This window comes from Streptomyces chartreusis NRRL 3882 (assembly GCF_900236475.1).
GTDB lineage: Bacteria > Actinomycetota > Actinomycetes > Streptomycetales > Streptomycetaceae > Streptomyces > Streptomyces chartreusis_D.
Genome location: NZ_LT963352.1, coordinates 1,215,239 through 1,234,065, shown reverse-complemented (window position 1 = coordinate 1,234,065; position 18,827 = coordinate 1,215,239). Strand labels below are relative to the sequence as shown.

The 18,827-nt window shown below is 71.9% G+C and carries 17 protein-coding genes; 14 read left to right on the top strand and 3 right to left on the bottom strand.

The window, feature by feature from the left end; genetic code table 11:
• Positions 1–5: 5 nt before the first annotated feature.
• The 3 genes from idi to galE all read right to left on the bottom strand — a co-directional run bounded on the left by idi (position 6) and on the right by galE (position 2,979).
• Entirely contained in the window at positions 6–599 is a 594-nt protein-coding gene (gene idi, locus SCNRRL3882_RS05555) for an isopentenyl-diphosphate Delta-isomerase (protein ID WP_010042819.1), read from the bottom strand.
• A gap of 311 nt (positions 600–910) precedes the next feature.
• Positions 911–1,849 (bottom strand): cation diffusion facilitator family transporter, encoded by a 939-nt coding sequence (locus SCNRRL3882_RS05550; protein ID WP_010042816.1) that lies wholly within the window; start codon positions 1,847–1,849, stop codon positions 911–913.
• 158 nt (positions 1,850–2,007) lie between these two features.
• Entirely contained in the window at positions 2,008–2,979 is a 972-nt protein-coding gene (gene galE, locus SCNRRL3882_RS05545; RefSeq protein WP_010042815.1) for a UDP-glucose 4-epimerase GalE, read from the bottom strand.
• A gap of 278 nt (positions 2,980–3,257) precedes the next feature.
• Here galE and SCNRRL3882_RS05540 point away from each other — a divergent pair, with 278 nt between their 5' ends.
• From SCNRRL3882_RS05540 to SCNRRL3882_RS05480, 14 genes are all read left to right on the top strand, one after another.
• Positions 3,258–5,063 carry a DUF5941 domain-containing protein gene (locus SCNRRL3882_RS05540; protein ID WP_010042812.1) on the top strand — a complete coding sequence of 602 codons (1,806 nt, stop codon included), beginning with the start codon at positions 3,258–3,260 and terminating at the stop codon, positions 5,061–5,063.
• Positions 5,060–5,812, top strand: coding sequence for a sugar phosphate nucleotidyltransferase (locus SCNRRL3882_RS05535; protein ID WP_010042810.1), 753 nt, complete (start codon positions 5,060–5,062; stop codon positions 5,810–5,812). The genes SCNRRL3882_RS05540 and SCNRRL3882_RS05535 overlap by 4 nt, the downstream gene beginning before the upstream one ends.
• A complete protein-coding gene (locus SCNRRL3882_RS05530) occupies positions 5,800–6,861 on the top strand; it encodes an iron-containing alcohol dehydrogenase family protein (RefSeq protein ID WP_010042808.1) in 1,062 nt (353 codons plus the stop codon). The genes SCNRRL3882_RS05535 and SCNRRL3882_RS05530 overlap by 13 nt, the downstream gene beginning before the upstream one ends.
• Positions 6,839–7,618: a CDP-alcohol phosphatidyltransferase family protein gene (locus SCNRRL3882_RS05525; protein ID WP_078602895.1), complete on the top strand. Its 780-nt coding sequence runs from the start codon at positions 6,839–6,841 to the stop codon at positions 7,616–7,618. Before SCNRRL3882_RS05530 ends, SCNRRL3882_RS05525 begins: the two co-directional genes overlap by 23 nt.
• Positions 7,619–7,623: 5 nt before the next feature.
• A complete protein-coding gene (locus SCNRRL3882_RS05520) occupies positions 7,624–8,496 on the top strand; it encodes a glycosyltransferase family 2 protein (RefSeq protein WP_010042805.1) in 873 nt (290 codons plus the stop codon).
• Positions 8,497–8,601: 105 nt separating this feature from the next.
• Entirely contained in the window at positions 8,602–9,531 is a 930-nt protein-coding gene (locus SCNRRL3882_RS05515) for an ABC transporter permease (protein WP_010042804.1), read from the top strand.
• Positions 9,524–10,303 carry an ABC transporter ATP-binding protein gene (locus SCNRRL3882_RS05510; RefSeq protein WP_010042803.1) on the top strand — a complete coding sequence of 260 codons (780 nt, stop codon included), beginning with the start codon at positions 9,524–9,526 and terminating at the stop codon, positions 10,301–10,303. The genes SCNRRL3882_RS05515 and SCNRRL3882_RS05510 overlap by 8 nt, the downstream gene beginning before the upstream one ends.
• A gap of 359 nt (positions 10,304–10,662) precedes the next feature.
• Positions 10,663–11,565 (top strand): squalene synthase HpnC, encoded by a 903-nt coding sequence (gene hpnC, locus SCNRRL3882_RS05505; protein ID WP_010042802.1) that lies wholly within the window; start codon positions 10,663–10,665, stop codon positions 11,563–11,565.
• A complete protein-coding gene (gene hpnD, locus SCNRRL3882_RS05500; RefSeq protein ID WP_010042801.1) occupies positions 11,562–12,512 on the top strand; it encodes a presqualene diphosphate synthase HpnD in 951 nt (316 codons plus the stop codon). The genes hpnC and hpnD overlap by 4 nt, the downstream gene beginning before the upstream one ends.
• Positions 12,509–13,480, top strand: coding sequence for a DUF6380 family protein (locus tag SCNRRL3882_RS42570; protein WP_420031198.1), 972 nt, complete (start codon positions 12,509–12,511; stop codon positions 13,478–13,480). The genes hpnD and SCNRRL3882_RS42570 overlap by 4 nt, the downstream gene beginning before the upstream one ends.
• On the top strand, positions 13,477–14,889 hold the full coding sequence (gene hpnE, locus SCNRRL3882_RS05495; RefSeq protein WP_010042795.1) for a hydroxysqualene dehydroxylase HpnE: 1,413 nt from the start codon (positions 13,477–13,479) through the stop codon (positions 14,887–14,889). Before SCNRRL3882_RS42570 ends, hpnE begins: the two co-directional genes overlap by 4 nt.
• Positions 14,886–16,028: a polyprenyl synthetase family protein gene (locus SCNRRL3882_RS05490; protein ID WP_078602894.1), complete on the top strand. Its 1,143-nt coding sequence runs from the start codon at positions 14,886–14,888 to the stop codon at positions 16,026–16,028. The genes hpnE and SCNRRL3882_RS05490 overlap by 4 nt, the downstream gene beginning before the upstream one ends.
• A gap of 122 nt (positions 16,029–16,150) precedes the next feature.
• Complete coding sequence (shc, locus tag SCNRRL3882_RS05485; RefSeq protein ID WP_010042791.1) at positions 16,151–18,187, top strand: squalene--hopene cyclase; 2,037 nt, start codon at positions 16,151–16,153, stop codon at positions 18,185–18,187.
• A complete protein-coding gene (locus tag SCNRRL3882_RS05480) occupies positions 18,184–18,825 on the top strand; it encodes a hypothetical protein (protein ID WP_010042790.1) in 642 nt (213 codons plus the stop codon). Before shc ends, SCNRRL3882_RS05480 begins: the two co-directional genes overlap by 4 nt.
• The last annotated feature ends 2 nt before the right edge of the window (positions 18,826–18,827 follow it).

Sequence of the window (18,827 nt, the reverse complement as noted above, 5' to 3'; positions counted from 1 at the left end):
CGTCGTCACCAGCCGGCCGACGTGCCGGTCAGCTCCCTGATCGCCGGCCGGGCCGCGTCCAGGACGGTCATGAACCAGGACGAGAAGGTGTCCTTGGCGTGCCGCTCCGCCAGCTCGGGCGGGGTCACGAACGCCGTCGACGCCACCTCCTCCGGATCCGGCCGCAGCACGGCCTGCACCATCCCGACGAAGAGGTGGTTGTACTCCTGCTCCACCAGACCGGACTCCGGGTCCGGGTGGTTGTAGCGGACCGTGCCCGCCTCGGCCAGCAGGGACGGGGAGGCGCCGAGCTCCTCGAAGGTCCGCCGCGCCGCCGCCGCGAAGGGCGCCTCACCGGGGTAGGGGTGGCCGCAGCAGGTGTTCGACCACACGCCGGGGGAGTGGTACTTGCCCAGCGCCCGCTGCTGGAGCAGCAGCCGGCCGTACTCGTCGAAGAGGAACACGGAGAACGCGCGGTGCAGCTGCCCGGGTGGCTGATGGGCGGCGAGCTTCTCCGCGGTGCCGATCGTCACGCCGTCCTCGTCGACCAGTTCCAGCAAAATCGCGTCTGCGGTGCCGTTCGACGGGTTGTGCGTCGCGGTGGCAGGTGTGATCGGCATACCCATCCTTCACATCGGTCTTCGCGCCCCAAGTCTGCCGTACGAATCCGGCACTCCCGGCACTTCGCGACGTGCCCGCATGTCCTGCGCGGTGGCGCGGAGCGCGGACGGCGCCGCTCGGGCACCGGAAGAGGGACCCAGTAGGGGATCGTGCCCGGCCCGGTGGGCCGAAAATCGTCCCCGCCTGTGCGGTGAGAGCCAAGGGCGCGGGCGCGCGCCGGAGGGCCGCGTTCCCCGGCGCACGCCCAGCCGAACGCGCCCCACCAGCGCCATCGATGCCATCCGCCCCGGAGGCCTCAGAAGCGGGCGCGTCAGTGACAGAGGTGCGCCTCGTGCTCCGCGTGCCCGCCCGGCTCCAGCTGGAAGGTGCAGTGCTCCACGTCGAAGTGGCCGCCGAGACAGTCCTGGAGCTCGTGGAGCATCTTCTCGTGGCCTATCGCGCTCAGCACGTCCGAGCTGACGACCACGTGCGCCGACAGCACCGGCATGCCGGAGGTGATGGTCCAGGCGTGCAGGTCGTGGACGTCCTCCACCCCGTCGGTCGCCAGGATGTGGGCCCGCACCTGAGCCATGTCGACGCCCTTGGGCGCCGCCTCCAGCAGGACGTTCAGAGTCTCGCGCAGCAGCTTCACCGTCCGCGGCACGATCATCAGCGCGATGACGAGCGAGGCGATCGGGTCGGCTGCCTGCCAGCCGGTCAGCATGATCACCAGGGCCGAGACGATCACCGTGACCGAACCCAGGGCGTCCGCCGCCACCTCCAGGAAGGCGCCGCGCACGTTCAGGCTCTCCTTCTGGCCGCGCATCAGCAGGGCCAACGACACCATGTTCGCGACCAGGCCGATGACACCGAACACGACAGCGAGGTGGCCCTCGGTGTCCGCCGGAGTGACGAAGCGCTGGACCGACTCGTACAGGACGTACCCGCCGACCCCGAGCAGCAGCAGACAGTTGGCCAGGGCGGCGAGTATCTCGGCGCGGGCGTAGCCGAAGGTCGCCTGGTCGCTGGGCGGGCGGTTCGCGAAGTGGATCGCGAGCAGCGCCATGCCCAGGCCCACCGCGTCCGTCGCCATGTGCGCCGAGTCCGCGACGAGCGCGAGCGAGTCGGCGAGCAGCCCGCCGACGATCTGCACGACCACGATGCCGAGCGTGATCGCCAGCGCGACCCGCAGCCTGCCGCGGTACGCCGAGGTCGCCGTACCGCCGGACGGTGCGCCGTGCGCGTGCCCGTGATCGTGCCCAGCCCCCATGAAAGTCGCCCTCCGGTGTTCGTCCGATTGTCGGTCCGATCGTGCTCGGGCACCCCAGTGAACTACGGGGAGGGGGTATGCGCAACGCGGCACTGAACACCGTTGTCATGTGCCCTGACCTGCGGAAACGATGCGCAGGTCAAGGCACCCTCAGCGGGTCAGGAGCCGTGGTGCAGGAGCCAGCCCCGCCAGGCCGACTCGGCCATCTCACGCACCCCGCGCCGTGCGGTCCATCCCAGTTCCCGGGCCGCCCGGGCCGCAGAGGCGACCGCCCGCGGGGCGTCCCCGGGGCGGCGGCCCTCGACGAGCGGTGGCCGGCGGTCGCCGGTGACCTCGCCGATGACCGTGATGAGTTCGCGCACCGAGACGCCCTCGCCCCGGCCGATGTTGACGGTCAGATCGCCCGTGGCGCCCCCGCCGGCGAGCCGCCGGGCCGCCGCGAGATGCGCCTCGGCCAGATCGGCGACGTGAATGTAGTCACGGATGCAGGTGCCGTCCGGGGTCGGGTGGTCGTCACCGAAGATCCTCGGCGCCTCGTCACGCGTCAGCCGGTCGAAGACCATCGGGACGATGTTGAAGACGCCCGTGTCGGCCAGTTCGGGCGCGGCCGCGCCCGCGACGTTGAAATAGCGCAGACATACGGTGGAGATCCCGTGCGCCCGGCCCGCCGCCCGCACCAGCCACTCCCCGGCGAGCTTGGTCTCGCCGTACGGGTTCACCGGCGCGCAGGGCGTGTCCTCCGTGATGAGGTCCACACCCGGGTCGCCGTACACCGCCGCCGACGACGAGAACACGAAACGCTCGATCCCGGCCTCGGCGACCGCGTCCAGGAGGGTCACCAGACCTCCGAGGTTCTCCCGGTAGTACCGCGTCGGCTGCGCGACCGACTCGGCGACCTGCTTGCGCGCCGCGAGATGCACCACACCCGTCACGCCGTGCTCGGCGAACACCCGTTTCAGCAGGTCACCGTCGAGCGACGAGCCCTCGACGAGCGGTACGTCCGCCGGGAGCCGCGCGGGCACCCCGGCTGAGAGGTCGTCCAGGGCGAGGACGCGCTCCCCGGCCCCGGTCATGGCCCTGGCCACGTGGGCCCCGATGTAGCCGGCCCCGCCGGTGATCAGCCAAGTCATGGTCGCCCACCCTATGCGGCCGTGGCCGGACCCCGCCCGATGTCCTCGATGTCCGGTCTGGGGGGCGCGGTTTGTGGGGCGGGCCCCGGATCGATGATGATGATCGCGGCAAAGGCCTGTGCGAACCACGTCGATCGATCTGCCGAACAGGCGGTGAACGCGGCCCTCCCGGCATCCGATAGCCTCTGCCGACATGCCACCCGGGAGCTTCCGGCGCGGGCGCCCCCACCATGTACAGCACTGGCGCGGACGCGTCGGTACCCAGGGAGTGAATTCGGTTGTCGACCGCCATCCTCACCGGTCAGCCGGTCCCCGGATCGTCGATCGAGGGCGATCTGCGGTCCCTCGGCTTCGACGTGCGGGTCGCGGCCGACGCCGCCGAGGCCGAGACCCTGCTCGCCGGGGTGCCGGGCGAGGAGCGGGTCGCCCTGGTCGACGCCCGGTTCGTGGGGCACGTGCACGCGCTGCGCCTCGGCCTCACCGACCCCCGCTTCCCGCTCGCGGCGATCCCCGGCGCCGTCACGGCCCAGCCGGCCGGCCGCCAGGCCCTGACCCGGGCGATGGCCCGCGAGAACTCCGCGGGCGGTGGCACCACCCTCGTCGACAGCCTCGCCGACCGCATCCTCACCGCCCTGGACGCCGACGGCGCCGACGTGCACCGCCCCGAGCTGGGCAGCCTCGTCGCCGCCGTCCCCGCCGACCCGCAGGCCCGCAACGAGGCACGGCAAGCGGTGACGAACGTCGACGAAGAGGCGGTACGCCTGAAGTCGGCCGTGAAGTCCCGCGACGGCTTCTTCACCACCTACTGCATCAGCCCGTACTCCCGCTACATCGCCCGCTGGTGCGCCCGCCGCGGCCTGACCCCGAACCAGGTCACCACCGCCTCGCTGCTCACCGCCCTCATAGCGGCCGCCTGCGCGGCCACCGGCACCCGCGGCGGCTTCGTCGCGGCCGGCGTCCTGCTGATCGCGTCCTTCGTGCTGGACTGCACCGACGGCCAGCTCGCCCGCTACTCCCTCCAGTACTCCACGCTCGGCGCCTGGCTGGACGCCACCTTCGACCGGGCCAAGGAGTACGCCTACTACGCCGGTCTCGCCCTCGGAGCCGCCCGAGGCGGAGACGACGTCTGGGCCCTCGCCCTCGGCGCCATGGTCCTGCAGACCTGCCGGCACGTCGTGGACTTCTCCTTCAACGAGGCCAACCACGACGCCACCGCCAACACCAGCCCCACCGCCGCCCTCTCCGACAAGCTCGACAGCGTCGGCTGGACGGTCTGGGTGCGCCGCATGATCGTCCTGCCGATCGGCGAGCGCTGGGCCATGATCGCGGTGCTCACCGCGGTCACCACTCCCCGTATCACCTTCTACGCGCTGCTCATCGGCTGCGCCTTCGCGGCGACGTACACCACGGCGGGCCGCGTGCTGCGCTCACTGACCCGCAAGGCAAAGCGGACCGACCGGGCGGCCGGGGCGCTCGCCGACCTCGCGGACAGCGGCCCGCTCGCCCAGGGCTTGGCGCAGGCGCTCAAGACCCCCGCCCGCGGGCTGCCGGGCTTCACGGCCCCCGCCGTCGCCCTCCTCGGCGGTGCCACCGTCGTCGCCGTGGCCGCGCTCACCGGCTTCGGCGGGCCCTGGCCGGTCGTCGCCGCTCTCGCGTACGCCCTGACCTCGGGCCTGGCCGTCGCCCGCCCCCTCAAGGGCGCCCTCGACTGGCTGGTCCCGCCGTTCCTCCGCGCCGCCGAGTACGGCACCGTCCTGGTCCTGGCGGCCCGAGCGGACGTGAACGGAGCCCTTCCTGCGGCTTTCGGGCTGGTGTCCGCGGTCGCCTACCATCACTACGACACGGTGTACCGCATCCGCGGCAACGCCGGAGCGCCCCCGGCATGGCTGGTGCGTTCCATCGGGGGGCACGAAGGACGGACGCTGCTCGTCACCGTCCTCGCCGCGCTGCTCACCGCCTCGCAGTTCAAGGTCGCGCTCATGGTGCTCGCCGTGGCCGTGGCCCTGGTGGTGCTCGTCGAGAGCATCCGCTTCTGGGTGTCCGCAGGGGCGCCCGCCGTACACGATGAAGGAGAACCCGCATGATCGGCCTCGTGCTGGCGGCCGGCGCCGGACGGCGTCTGCGCCCCTACACCGACAGCCTTCCCAAGGCGCTGGTGCCGGTGGGGCCCGCGGGCATAGAGGGCGAACCGACGGTTCTCGACCTGACCCTCGCCAACTTCGCCGAGGTCGGCCTGACCGAGGCCGCGATCATCGTCGGCTACCGCAAGGAAGCCGTGTACGAGCGCAAGGAAGCGCTGGAGGCGAAGTACGGCCTCAAGCTCACCCTCATCGACAACGACAAGGCCGAGGAGTGGAACAACGCCTACTCCCTGTGGTGCGGTCGTGACGCCCTCAAGGACGGTGTGATCCTCGCCAACGGCGACACCGTCCACCCGGTCTCCGTCGAGAAGACGCTGCTCGCCGCCCGCGGCGACGGCAAGAAGATCATCCTCGCCCTGGACACGGTGAAGGACCTGGCCGACGAGGAGATGAAGGTCGTCGTCGACCCCGAGAAGGGCATGACGAAGATCACCAAGCTGATGGACCCCGCCGAGGCCACCGGCGAGTACATCGGCGTCACCCTCATCGAGGGCGACGCGGCCCCCGAACTGGCCGACGCGCTCAAGACCGTGTGGGAGACCGACCCCCAGCAGTTCTACGAGCACGGCTACCAGGAGCTGGTGAACCGCGGCTTCCGTATCGACGTGGCGCCGATCGGCGACGTCAAGTGGGTGGAGATCGACAACCATGACGATCTCGCCCGTGGACGGGAGATCGCATGCCAGTACTGACCCGGCTCATCCCCTCGCCGCTGGTCGTGGACATCCGCCCGGGTGCCCTCGACGACCTGGCGTGCGTCCTCGCCGACGAGCGCATCTCGCACTCCGGCCGCCTCGCCGTCGCCGTCAGCGGTGGCTCCGGCGCGAAGCTGCGCGAGCGCATCTCGCCGAGCATGCCCGGCGCCACCTGGTACGAGGTCGGCGGCGGCACCCTCGACGACGCGGTCCGGCTGGCGAGCGACATAAAGGCCGGCCACTACGACGCGGTCGTCGGCCTCGGCGGCGGCAAGATCATCGACTGCGCCAAGTTCGCCGCGGCCCGCGTGGGCCTGCCCCTGGTCGCCGTGCCGACGAACCTCGCGCACGACGGCCTGTGCTCCCCGGTCGCCACCCTCGACAACGACGCGGGCCGCGGCTCCTACGGCGTGCCGAACCCGATCGCGGTCGTCATCGACCTGGACGTCATCCGCGAGGCCCCGGTCCGTTTCGTCCGCGCCGGCATCGGCGACGCCGTCTCCAACATCTCGGCGATCGCCGACTGGGAGCTCGCCAACCGCGTCAAGGGCGAGCGGATCGACGGACTCGCCGCGGCCATGGCCCGGCAGGCCGGCGAGGCCGTCCTGCGGCACCCGGGCGGCATCGGGGACAACGGCTTCCTCCAGGTGCTCGCCGAGGCGCTGGTCCTCAGCGGCATCGCGATGTCCGTGTCGGGCGACTCGCGGCCGTCCTCCGGGGCGTGCCACGAGATCAACCACGCCTTCGACCTGCTCTACCCGAAGCGGGCCGCCGCCCACGGCGAGCAATGCGGTCTCGGCGCGGCCTTCGCGATGTGGCTGCGCGGGGCGCACGAGGAGTCGGCGTACATGGCCGAGGTGCTGCGCCGGCACGGGCTGCCCGTGCTGCCGGACGAGATCGGCTTCACGACGGACGAGTTCGTCAAGGCCGTCGAGTTCGCCCCGGAGACCCGGCCCGGCCGTTACACCATCCTCGAACACCTCGACCTGAACACCGAACAGATCAAGGACACCTACACCGACTATGTCAAGGCCATCGGTAGCTGAACTACGCCCCGTCGTTCACCCCGCGGGGGTGAAGGACCGGCGCAGCGGTGAGCACTGGATGGGACGCCTCTACATGCGTGAGGTGTCCCTGCGGGTCGACCGTTACCTGGTCAACACCCGGGTCACGCCCAACCAGCTCACGTACCTGATGACCGTCTTCGGTGTGCTCGCGGCCCCGGCACTCCTCGTGCCGGGGATCCCGGGCGCCGTGCTCGGCGTCGTCATGGTCCAGATGTACCTCCTGCTGGACTGCGTCGACGGCGAGATCGCGCGCTGGAAGAAGCAGTACTCACTCAACGGCGTCTACCTGGACCGCGTCGGCGCCTACCTCACCGACGCCGCGGTGCTCGTCGGTTTCGGCCTGCGCGCCGCCGACCTGTGGGGCAGCGGCCGTATCGACTGGCTGTGGGCCTTCCTCGGCACCCTGGCCGCCCTCGGCGCCATCCTGATCAAGGCCGAGACCGACCTCGTCGGCGTCGCACGGCACCAGGCCGGGAAGCCGCCGGTCAAGGAGGCCGCCGCCGAGATGCGCTCCTCCGGCATGGCGCTGGCCCGCAAGGCCGCCGCCGCGCTCAAGTTCCACCGCCTCATCCTCGGCATCGAGGCGTCCTTGCTGATCCTGCTCCTGGCCATCGTCGACCAGGTCCGCGGCGACCTGTTCTTCTCCCGGCTCGGCGTGGCCGTGCTGGCCGGCATCGCGCTGGTCCAGACCCTGCTGCACCTCGTGTCCATCCTCGCTTCGAGCAGGCTGAAGTGAGCGGTATGAAGGTCGGCGCCGTCATCATCACCATGGGCAACCGCCCCGACGAGCTGCGCGCCCTGCTCGACTCGGTCGCCAAGCAGGACGGCGACCCGGTCGAGGTGGTCGTCGTCGGCAACGGCTCGCCCGTCCCGGACGTCCCCGAGGGCGTCCGCACGATCGAACTGCCCGAGAACCTCGGCATCCCCGGCGGCCGCAACGTCGGCATCGAGGCCTTCGGCCCGGCCGGCCGGGACGTCGACATCCTGCTGTTCCTCGACGACGACGGCCTGCTGGCCGGGCACGACACCGCCGAGCTGTGCCGGAAGGCCTTCGAGGCCGACCCGAAGCTCGGCATCATCAGCTTCCGCATAGCCGACCCCGACACCGGCGTCACCCAGCGCCGCCACGTGCCCCGGCTGCGCGCCGCCGACCCGATGCGCTCCTCCCGGGTCACCACCTTCCTCGGCGGCGCCAACGCCGTCCGCACCCGGGTCTTCGCCGACGTCGGCGGACTCCCGGACGAGTTCTTCTACGCCCACGAGGAAACCGACCTGGCATGGCGGGCCCTCGACGCGGGCTGGATGATCGACTACCGGTCCGACATGGTGCTGTACCACCCGACGACCGCTCCCTCGCGGCACGCGGTCTACCACCGCATGGTCGCCCGCAACCGCGTCTGGCTCGCCCGCCGCAACCTCCCGGCGCTGATCGTCCCCGTCTACCTCGGGGTGTGGCTGCTGCTCACCCTCCTGCGCCGTCCCTCCGGCTCCGCCCTGCGGGCCTGGTTCGGCGGATTCCGCGAGGGCTGGACCACCCCGTGCGGGCCCCGCCGTCCCATGAAGTGGCGTACGGTGTGGCGGCTGACCCGGCTGGGCCGGCCCCCCGTCATCTGACAAGCTCGTACCCGTGAGCATCCGGGAGCACCCGGGCCGTACCCTGGCCCCCGGCTCATGCAGGCCCGGACAGGCCGCGCATCTCGAAGACGAAAGTTTCCACTAGTGAGTGAGACAACGCACGACGCCACGGTCGCGGTGAGCGCGGCCGTGGCGCCCGACGAGGGACTCACGGCGAGCGAGCTCGCCGCCAAGTACGGGCTGAGCGTGAGCGGCGCCCGGCCGTCCCTCATCGAGTACGTCCGTCAGCTCTGGGACCGGCGGCACTTCATCCTCGCCTTCTCCCGCGCGAAGCTGACCGCCCAGTACAGCCAGGCCAAGCTCGGCCAGCTGTGGCAGGTGGCCACACCGCTGCTGAACGCGGCCGTGTACTTCTTCATCTTCGGCCTGCTCCTGGAGGCCGACCGGGGCATGTCCCGCGAGGTGTACATCCCGTTCCTGGTCACGGGCGTGTTCGTGTTCACCTTCACGCAGAGCTCGGTGATGGCGGGCGTGCGCGCGATCTCCGGCAACCTCGGCCTGGTCCGCGCCCTGCACTTCCCGCGCGCCTCACTGCCGGTCTCCTTCGCGCTGCAGCAGCTCCAGCAGCTGCTGTTCTCGATGATCGTGCTGTTCGCCGTCGCGGTCGGTTTCGGTCATTACCCGGACCTGTCCTGGGTGCTGATCGTGCCGGTGCTCGTCCTCCAGTTCTGCTTCAACACCGGCCTCGCGCTGATCATGGCCCGGGCGGGTGCCAAGACCCCGGACCTCGCGCAGCTGATGCCGTTCGTGATGCGGACCTGGATGTACGCGTCCGGGGTGATGTTCTCCATCCCGATCTTCCTCGCGGACAAGCCGGCCTGGATGGCGAACGTCCTGCAGTGGAACCCGGCCGCGATCTACATGGACCTGATGCGCTTCGCCCTCATCGACGACTACGGCTCCGAGTACCTCCCCGACCACGTGTGGGCGGCCGCGGGCGGCTGGGCCGTGCTGTTCGCCCTGGGGGGCTTCGTGTACTTCTGGAAGGCGGAGGAGAGGTACGGCCGTGGCTGAGCAGAAGCAGGACGCGCGGGTCCCCACGGTCATCGCGGACGATCTGCACATCGTCTACCGCGTCAACGGCGCCAAGAGCGGCAAGGGGAGCGCCACCGCCGCCCTCAGCCGCATCCTCAAGCGCGGCGAGGAGCGCGGGGTGCGCAAGGTGCACGCGGTGCGCGGCGTCTCCTTCGTCGCCTACCGCGGTGAGGCCATCGGCCTGATCGGCTCCAACGGCTCCGGCAAGTCGACCCTGCTGCGTGCCATCGCCGGTCTGCTCCCCGCCGAGCAGGGCAAGGTCTACACCGACGGCCAGCCCTCGCTGCTCGGCGTCAACGCGGCCCTCATGAACGACCTCACCGGTGAGCGGAACGTCATATTGGGCGGGCTCGCCATGGGCATGTCCCGGGAGGAGATCAAGGAGCGCTACCAGGACATCGTCGACTTCTCCGGCATCAACGAGAAGGGCGACTTCATCACCCTGCCCATGCGCACCTACTCCTCCGGCATGGCGGCCCGTCTCCGCTTCTCCATCGCCGCGGCCAAGGACCACGACGTCCTGATGATCGACGAAGCCCTGGCCACCGGTGACCGCAAGTTCCAGAAGCGCTCCGAGGACCGCATCCGGGAGCTGCGCAAGGAAGCCGGCACGGTGTTTCTGGTCAGCCACAACAACAAGTCCATCCGCGACACCTGCAACCGCGTCCTGTGGCTGGAGCGCGGCGAGCTGCGCATGGACGGCCCGACCGACGAGGTGCTCAAGGAGTACGAGAAGTTCACCGGCAAGTAGCCCGGCCCGGCCAGGGCCCCGCCGGAACTGTTCCGGCGGGGCCCTGCGTCTGCAAAAGAAGCGTCAACTCCGGCCCTTCTTAGGAATCTTGGGGCCAATCGGTGTGTTCTCGTGATGTGCAGGACACCCTGGCGAACCTCGATGCGTTGTACAACGTAAGCTGTACCGGTCCCGAAACACGGCAATCAGGGCGATAATGCGCGACATCGCTCGCCGGACCGCCGTGCGGACGGCTGGGCGGCGTGTCCGAAATAGTGTGTATTGGGTCGGCAGTGTAGAACGGGAGATGTGACGGCGATGGCTACGGAAACTCCCCAGCTCCACGCAGCACGTGCCGTCCTCGCGCCGGGCAGCCGGCGGTGACGGGAACCGGCACGGCGCGCGTCCTCGACCCGGAGCGCGACACCCTCGCCAAGGCCGCGGGCGAGAACTTCCCGGTGGCCCCGTTCTTCCTGCCCCGGGCCTGGCGCACCGACCTCATGGCCGTCTACGGCTTCGCCCGCCTGGTCGACGACATCGGCGACGGCGACCTGGCCCCCGGCGGCGCCGATGCCCGCCTGCTCGGTGTCTCCCCGCAGGAGGCCGAGGACCGGCTGGTCCTGCTGGACGCCTTCGAGGCCGACCTGCGCAGGGTCTTCGACTCCACCCCGCGTCACCCCCTGCTGCGCCGTCTCCAGCCGACCGTGCGCCGCCGCTCCCTGACCCCCGAGCCGTTCCTCGGCCTGATCGCCGCGAACCGCCAGGACCAGCTGGTCGGCCGGTACGAGACCTACGACGACCTCCTCGCCTACTGCGAGCTCTCCGCCAACCCCGTCGGCCGTCTCGTCCTCGCCGTCACCGGCACCTCGACGCCCGAGCGGATCCGCCGCTCCGACATGATCTGTACGGCTCTCCAGATCGTCGAGCACCTCCAGGACGTGGCCGAGGACCTCGGGCGCGACCGCATCTACCTGCCCGCCGCCGACATGAAGCGCTTTCACGTCGAAGAGGCGGACCTCGCCACGAAATCCGCCGGAGCGTCGGTCCGTGCGTTGATTGCGTACGAAGCGCAAAGGGCCCGGGATCTCCTGAATGAAGGCGCCTCCCTGGTGGGTAGCGTCCACGGCAGGTTGAAGCTGCTGCTCGCAGGGTTCGTGGCGGGGGGAAGGGCGGCCGTCCGCGCGATCGCCGCCGCCGACTACGACGTACTTCCCGGCCCGCCCAAGCCCGGCAAGATCCGGTTGCTGCGTGAGGTGGGCGTGACTCTGCGAGGAGAGGGGTGATCCGGACCGTGGAGTCGGAACCACACGCGTCCCCACCGGTACTCGCCGCCTACAGCTACTGCGAGGCCGTCACCGGGCGGCAGGCCCGTAACTTCGCCTACGGCATCCGGCTGCTGCCGACGCCCCAGCGCCGTGCGATGTCGGCGCTGTACGCGTTCTCGCGGCGGGTCGACGACATCGGTGACGGTGCGCTCGCCGACGACGTCAAGGTGGCCAGGCTGGAGGAGACCCGGTCCCTGCTGACCCGGATCCGCGAGGGCGAGGTGGCGGAGGACGACATCGACCCGGTCGCCGTCGCCCTCACGCACGCCGCCGGGCACTTCCCGATCCCGCTCGGCGGCCTGGACGAGCTCATCGACGGCGTCCTGATGGACGTACGCGGCGAGACCTACGAGACCTGGGACGACCTGAAGGTGTACTGCCGCTGTGTGGCGGGGGCCATCGGGCGGCTCTCGCTGGGTGTGTTCGGCACCGAGCCGGGGGCGCGCGGCGTCGAGCGTGCGCCGGAGTATGCCGACACGCTGGGGCTCGCGCTCCAGCTCACCAACATCCTCAGGGACGTCCGCGAGGACGCCGTGGGCGGGCGCACCTATCTGCCCGCCGACGACCTCGCCAAATTCGGCTGCTCGGCCGGCTTCAGCGGGCCAAGGCCACCGGAGGGCTCCGACTTCGCGGGCCTCGTGCACTTCGAAGTGCGACGGGCCCGCGCTCTTTTCGCCGAGGGCTACCGGCTGCTCCCCATGCTCGACCGGCGCAGCGGCGCCTGTGTCGCGGCCATGGCCGGCATCTACCGCCGCCTCCTCGACCGCATCGAGCGCGACCCGGAGGCCGTGTTGCGCGGCCGCGTCTCCCTGCCCGGCCGGGAGAAGGCCTTTGTCGCCGTGCGCGGGCTGTCCGGCCTCGACGCCCGCCATGTGACCCGACGGGCCGTCAGGAGGCGTGCGTGACGAACGGACCGGTCCCAGCGGAGACCACCGGCGACCGGGCTCACGCCCGCCGCGCGGGTACGGTCCTGCACCGCCAGACAGCGCCGGAGAGCGCGACGCCGCGCGCCCCGCGGGCCCGCCGCGAGAACGAACGGGTGCTGCCCCCGGTCCGCCGCCGAGAGCGCGTCGCGGCCGCCGGCGCCGGACCGGGCGCTTCCGCCTGCGTGACCCCGTCGGAGCGCGGCCACGGCGCTTGGCAGGCCCGCCACGTGAGTGAACCGGTGTTGTCCCTGGTCCGCCGCCGGGGGCGGGGCGCGGTCGTGGGCGCCGGGCCGGGCGGTCGCGCGTGCGTGACCCCGGCTGAGTGCGTCCACGGCGCTTCGCAGGCTCGTCATGAGGCCGAGCCGCTGTTGTCCCTGGCCCGCCGCCGGGGGTGCGGCGTGGTCGCTGGCGGCGGGCCGGGCGCTTCCGCCTGCGTGACCCCGTCGGAGCGTGGCTGCGGCGCTTGGCAGGCTTGCCACGTGAGTGAACCGGTGTTGTCCCTGGTCCGCCGCCGGGGGCGGGGCGCGGTCGTGGGCGCCGGGCCGGGCGGTCCCGCGTGCGTGACTCCCGCGGTCAAGCGCGTCCACGGCGCTCCGCAGGCTCGTCATGAGGCCGAGCCGGTGCTGTCCGTGGCCCACCGACGGAGGCACGCCGCGGTCGTCGGTGCCGGGCCCGAGCGCGGCCGCCGCGCTGGGCAGGCTTGCCACGTGAGTGAACCGGTGTTGTCCCTGGTCCGCCGCCGGGGGTGGGGCGCGGTCGTCGGGGCCGGGCCGGGCGGTTCCGTGCGGGTGACCCCGGCCGAGTGCGGCCACGACGTCCCTCCCGGTCGAGCCGTCGGAGACAAGCTGCGGGCAACTCTCCGGCGTGGGGCGGCGTCCCTGACGGAGACGGCCGGTCGCGCACGGTTCGAGCAGGACGGCCGCCGCGCAGGGGAGGGTGCACGATGACCCACGGCACGGGGTCCCAGGGACCGATCGCCGACGGGCGGCACACCGTCGTGGTGGGCGGCGGGCTCGCCGGCATCACCGCCGCGCTCGCGCTCGCCGACGCCGGCGTGCGCGTCACCCTGCTGGAGGGCAGGCCGAGACTCGGCGGCCTGGCCTTCTCCTTCCAGCGCGGCGAGCTGACCGTCGACAACGGACAGCATGTGTACCTGCGCTGCTGCACCGCCTACCGCTGGTTCCTCGACCGCGTCGAGGGCGCGGCGCTGGCCCCGCTCCAGGACCGGCTCGACGTGCCCGTCCTGGACGCCGCACGGCCCGCGGGGCGGCGGCTCGGCAGGCTGCGGCGCGACGCGCTGCCCGTGCCCCTGCACCTGGGCCGCAGCCTCGCCACCTATCCGCACCTGTCGCTCGCCGACCGCGCCAAGGTGGGCCGGGCCGCGCTCGCGCTCAAGGGGCTCGACCTCGCCGATCCGGCCCTCGACACGCAGGACTTCGGCAGCTGGCTCGCCGCGCACGGCCAGTCGGAGCGCGCCATCGAGGCCCTGTGGGACCTGGTCGGGGTCGCCACCCTCAACGCCGTCGCGGGCGATGCCTCCCTGGGGCTCGCCGCGATGGTGTTCAAGACCGGTCTGCTGTCCGACCCGGGCGCGGCCGACATCGGCTGGGCGCGGGTTCCGCTCGGCGACCTGCACGACCGGCTGGCCCGCAAGGCGCTCGACTCCGCTGGCGTCCGTACCGAGGTCCGTACACGCGTCACCTCCGTCTCCCACCACGGGAACGGGGGGTGGAGTGTCCAGGTTCCCGGCGAGACGCTCCAGGCGGACGCGGTGGTGCTCGCCGTACCGCAGCGCGAGGCGCACGACCTGCTGCCCCCGGGCGCCCTCGACGCGCCGGAACGGCTCCTGGAGATCGGCACCGCGCCGATCCTCAACGTCCACGTGGTGTACGACCGCAAGGTGCTGGCCCGGCCGTTCTTCGCCGCCCTCGGCACCCCGGTGCAGTGGGTGTTCGACCGGACCGAGGCATCAGGGCTGCGCGAGGGGCAGTACCTCGCCCTGTCGCAGTCGGTGGCCCAGGGCGAGATCGACGAACCCGTGGCCGTGCTGCGCCGGCGGTACCTGCCGGAGCTGGAGCGGCTGCTGCCGCTGACCCGCGGCGCCGGAGTGAGGGACTTCTTCGTCACCCGGGAGCGCACCGCGACGTTCGCTCCCACCCCCGGCGTCGGGCGCCTCAGGCCCGGCGCCCGCACCAAGGCATCCGGCCTGTACCTGGCCGGAGCGTGGACCGCCACCGGGTGGCCCGCGACCATGGAGAGTGCGGTCCGCAGTGGTGTGAGCGCGGCGGACGCCGTGCTGGGCGCCCTGGGCCGGCCCCGCCCGCAGCACCTCTTCGAGTTCGAGGAGGCGGCGTGACGCTCGCTCAGGACGGCGCGGCAGGCGGCCCCCGCACCCCCGGTACCGCAACAAGAGGAGAGACTGTGCCCACTGTGCCCCCGGCCTCGAAGGCCGCTCGAGAGACCGCGGTGGACGTGACCGCGCTCCTGGAGCGCGGCCGGACCCTGGCCACTCCGGTACTGCGGGCGGCCATCGACCGCCTGGCACCTCCCATGGACACTGTTGCCGCCTACCACTTCGGATGGATCGACGCCCAGGGCCGGCCCGCGGCGGGGGACGGCGGCAAGGCCGTGCGCCCCGCCCTCGCGGTGCTGTCCGCCGAGGTCATGTCGGCCGCCCCCGAGACCGGCATCCCCGGTGCCGTCGCCGTGGAACTCGTCCACAACTTCTCCCTCCTCCACGACGACCTGATGGACGGCGACGAACAGCGCCGCCACCGCGACACGGTCTGGAAGGTGCACGGCCCCGCCCAGGCCATCCTGGTCGGCGACGCCCTGTTCGCCCTCGCCAACGAGGTGCTCCTCGAACTCGGCACCGTCGAGGCGGGCCGCGCCACCCGCCGCCTGACCACCGCCACCCGTGCACTGATCGACGGTCAGGCCCAGGACATCTCCTACGAGCACCGCGACCGCGTCACCGTCGAGGAGTGCCTGGAGATGGAGGGCAACAAGACCGGCGCCCTGCTCGCCTGCGCCAGCTCCATCGGTGCCGTCCTCGGCGGCGCCGACGACCGTACCGCCGACACGCTGGAGAAGTACGGCTACCACCTGGGCCTCGCCTTCCAGGCCGTCGACGACCTCCTCGGCATCTGGGGCGACCCGGTCGCCACCGGCAAGCAGACCTGGAGCGACCTGCGCCAGCGCAAGAAGTCGCTGCCCGTCGTGGCCGCGCTCGCGGCCGGCGGCCCCGCCTCCGAGCGGCTCGGCGAGATCCTCGCCGCCGACGCCAAGAGCAGCGACTTCGAGAACTTCTCCGAGGAGGAGTTCGCGGCCCGCGCCGCCCTCATCGAGGAGGCGGGCGGCCGTGAGTGGACCGCCGACGAGGCACGCCGTCAGCACACCATCGCCATCGAAGCCCTCGACGCCGTCGACATGCCCGACCGGGTGCGGGAACAGTTCACGGCACTCGCGGACTTCGTCGTCGTACGAAAGAGATGATCACTATCGGTCGAATAGCCCTCGCGTAGTCGCCGGCCGGTGCCGCGAGACAGCACGGAGCACCGGCCGACGGCGGACCCACAGCAGCTGCACACCTTGCACCACTGCACGAAGGGGAAGCCATGACAGCGACGACCGACGGAAGCACCGGGGCCCTGCCACCCCGAGCCGCCGCGGCCAGCGAAACCGACACCGACACCCCCGCGGCGGCCGGGGTACCAGAAGCCGCCGCCCGCGCCGCGCAGCGCGCCACGGACTTCCTGCTCTCGCGCCAGGACGCCCAGGGCTGGTGGAAGGGCGACCTCGAGACCAACGTCACGATGGACGCCGAGGACCTGATGCTCCGCCAGTTCCTGGGCATCCGCGACGAGAAGACCACTCAGGCCGCCGCGCTCTTCATCCGCGGCGAACAGCGCGAGGACGGCACCTGGGCCACCTTCTACGGCGGCCCCGGCGAACTCTCCGCCACCATCGAGGCCTACGTCGCCCTGCGCCTGGCCGGCGACGAGCCCGGCGCACCGCACATGGCGAAGGCCTCCGCCTGGATCCGTGAGCAGGGCGGCATCGCCGCCGCCCGGGTCTTCACCCGCATCTGGCTCGCCCTGTTCGGCTGGTGGAAGTGGGAGGACCTGCCGGAACTGCCCCCGGAGCTCATCTACTTCCCGAAGTGGGTGCCGCTCAACATCTACGACTTCGGCTGCTGGGCGCGGCAGACCATCGTCCCGCTGACGATCGTCTCCGCGAAGCGGCCGGTACGCCCCGCGCCCTTCCCGCTGGACGAGCTGCACACCGACCCGGCCGACCCGAACCCCGCCAAACCCCTCGCCCCGGCGTTCAGTTGGGACGGCGCCTTCCAGCGGATGGACAAGGGCCTGCACGCCCTGCGCAAGGTCGCGCCGCGCCGGCTGCGCAGAGCCGCGATGAACAGTGCCGCCCGCTGGATCATCGAACGGCAGGAGAACGACGGCTGCTGGGGCGGCATCCAGCCCCCGGCCGTGTACTCGATCATCGCCCTGCACCTGCTCGGCTACGACCTCCAGCATCCCGTGATGCGTGAGGGACTCGCCTCGCTGGACCGGTTCGCCGTGTGGCGCGAGGACGGGGCCCGGATGATCGAGGCCTGCCAGTCGCCCGTGTGGGACACCTGCCTGGCCGCGATCGCGCTCGCGGACGCCGGACTGCCCGCCGACCACCCGCAGTTGGTGAAGGCCGCGGACTGGATGCTGGGCGAGGAGATCGTCCGGCCCGGTGACTGGTCGGTGCAGCGGCCCGGACTGCCGCCCGGGGGCTGGGCGTTCGAGTTCCACAACGACAACTACCCCGACATCGACGACACCGCCGAGGTGATCCTCGCGCTGCGCCGGATCGCCCACCACGACCCGGTGCGGGTGGACAAGGCCGTCGGGCGCGGCGTGCGCTGGACCCTCGGCATGCAGTCGAAGAACGGCGCGTGGGCCGCCTTCGACGTCGACAACACCAGCCCGTTCCCGAACCGGCTGCCGTTCTGCGACTTCGGCGAGGTCATCGACCCGCCCTCCGCCGACGTCACCGCGCACGTCGTCGAGATGCTCGCGGTGGAGGGCCTCGCCCACGACCCGCGCACCCGCCGCGGCATCGAATGGCTGCTGGCCGAACAGGAGCCCGACGGCTCGTGGTTCGGGCGCTGGGGTGTCAACTACGTCTACGGCACCGGGTCCGTCGTCCCCGCCCTTGTCGCCGCGGGCATCCCCGCCGCGCACCCGGCGATCCGCCGGGCCGTGACCTGGCTGGAGTCGGTGCAGAACGACGACGGCGGCTGGGGCGAGGACCTGCGCTCCTACAAGTACGTCAACGAGTGGAGCGGCAGGGGCGCCTCGACCGCCTCCCAGACGGCATGGGCCCTGATGGCCCTGCTCGCGGCGGGGGAGCGGGATTCCAAGGCCGTCGAACGCGGCATCGAGTGGCTCGCCGCCACCCAGCGGGAGGACGGTTCCTGGGACGAGCCGTACTTCACGGGGACGGGCTTCCCGTGGGACTTCTCGATCAATTACCACCTCTACCGGCAGGTGTTCCCGCTGACCGCGCTCGGCCGGTATCTGCACGGCGAGCCCTTCGCCGACCGGCACCAGGCGAGCGGGGCGGCCGGGAAACCGCTCGCCGGGGCCGAGGGAGCTGAATGAGCACACAGCCCGCCCCGGCCCCGCTGCTGATCGCCTGCGCGCTCGGCATCGAGCAGTTCGCCCTGCGCGCGGGGGACCGTGGCGGCGCCGGCGGGCCGGTCACCGTGCTGCGGACCGGTATGGGGCCGGCGGCGGCCGAGCGGTCCGTCACCCGGATGCTCGCCCACCCGGCCCTGCGTGACGCCGCCGTCCTGGCCACCGGCTTCTGCGCGGGGCTCGCGCCGGGCATGCACCCCGGTGACCTGGTCGTCGCCGAGGAGACCCGCGACCCGCGCTCCACGACCGCCTGCGTCGGGACCGACCTGCTGGTCAAGGAGCTGGTCCGCACGGTGCCCGGGCGGACCGTGCACACCGGGCCGCTCACCGGCTCCGACCACGTCGTACGCGGTCAGGAGCGGTCCGATCTGCTCGCGACCGGCGCGATCGCGGCCGACATGGAATCGGCGGCCACGCTCCTGAGCGCCGTGCGCACGGGCGAGCGCCCGGTTGCGGCCGTCCGGGTGGTCGTGGACGCTCCAGAACATGAACTCGTCCGGATCGGCACGGTGCGCGGTGGAATATCGGCTTTCCGTGTCCTTCGTTCCGTCCTTCCCGCTTTCTTCGAATGGCACCGTTCCTTGCTGCTCCCCAGGAGGTGAGC

Coding starts and splice junctions, on each gene's coding strand:
- idi (WP_010042819.1), bottom strand. CDS start 599: ATGCCGATCACACCTGCCACCGCGACGCACAACCCGTCGAACGGCACC.
- SCNRRL3882_RS05550 (WP_010042816.1), bottom strand. CDS start 1,849: ATGGGGGCTGGGCACGATCACGGGCACGCGCACGGCGCACCGTCCGGC.
- galE (WP_010042815.1), bottom strand. CDS start 2,979: ATGACTTGGCTGATCACCGGCGGGGCCGGCTACATCGGGGCCCACGTG.
- SCNRRL3882_RS05535 (WP_010042810.1), top strand. CDS start 5,060: ATGATCGGCCTCGTGCTGGCGGCCGGCGCCGGACGGCGTCTGCGCCCC.
- SCNRRL3882_RS05530 (WP_010042808.1), top strand. CDS start 5,800: ATGCCAGTACTGACCCGGCTCATCCCCTCGCCGCTGGTCGTGGACATC.
- SCNRRL3882_RS05525 (WP_078602895.1), top strand. CDS start 6,839: ATGTCAAGGCCATCGGTAGCTGAACTACGCCCCGTCGTTCACCCCGCG.
- SCNRRL3882_RS05520 (WP_010042805.1), top strand. CDS start 7,624: ATGAAGGTCGGCGCCGTCATCATCACCATGGGCAACCGCCCCGACGAG.
- hpnE (WP_010042795.1), top strand. CDS start 13,477: ATGACCCACGGCACGGGGTCCCAGGGACCGATCGCCGACGGGCGGCAC.
- shc (WP_010042791.1), top strand. CDS start 16,151: ATGACAGCGACGACCGACGGAAGCACCGGGGCCCTGCCACCCCGAGCC.
- SCNRRL3882_RS05480 (WP_010042790.1), top strand. CDS start 18,184: ATGAGCACACAGCCCGCCCCGGCCCCGCTGCTGATCGCCTGCGCGCTC.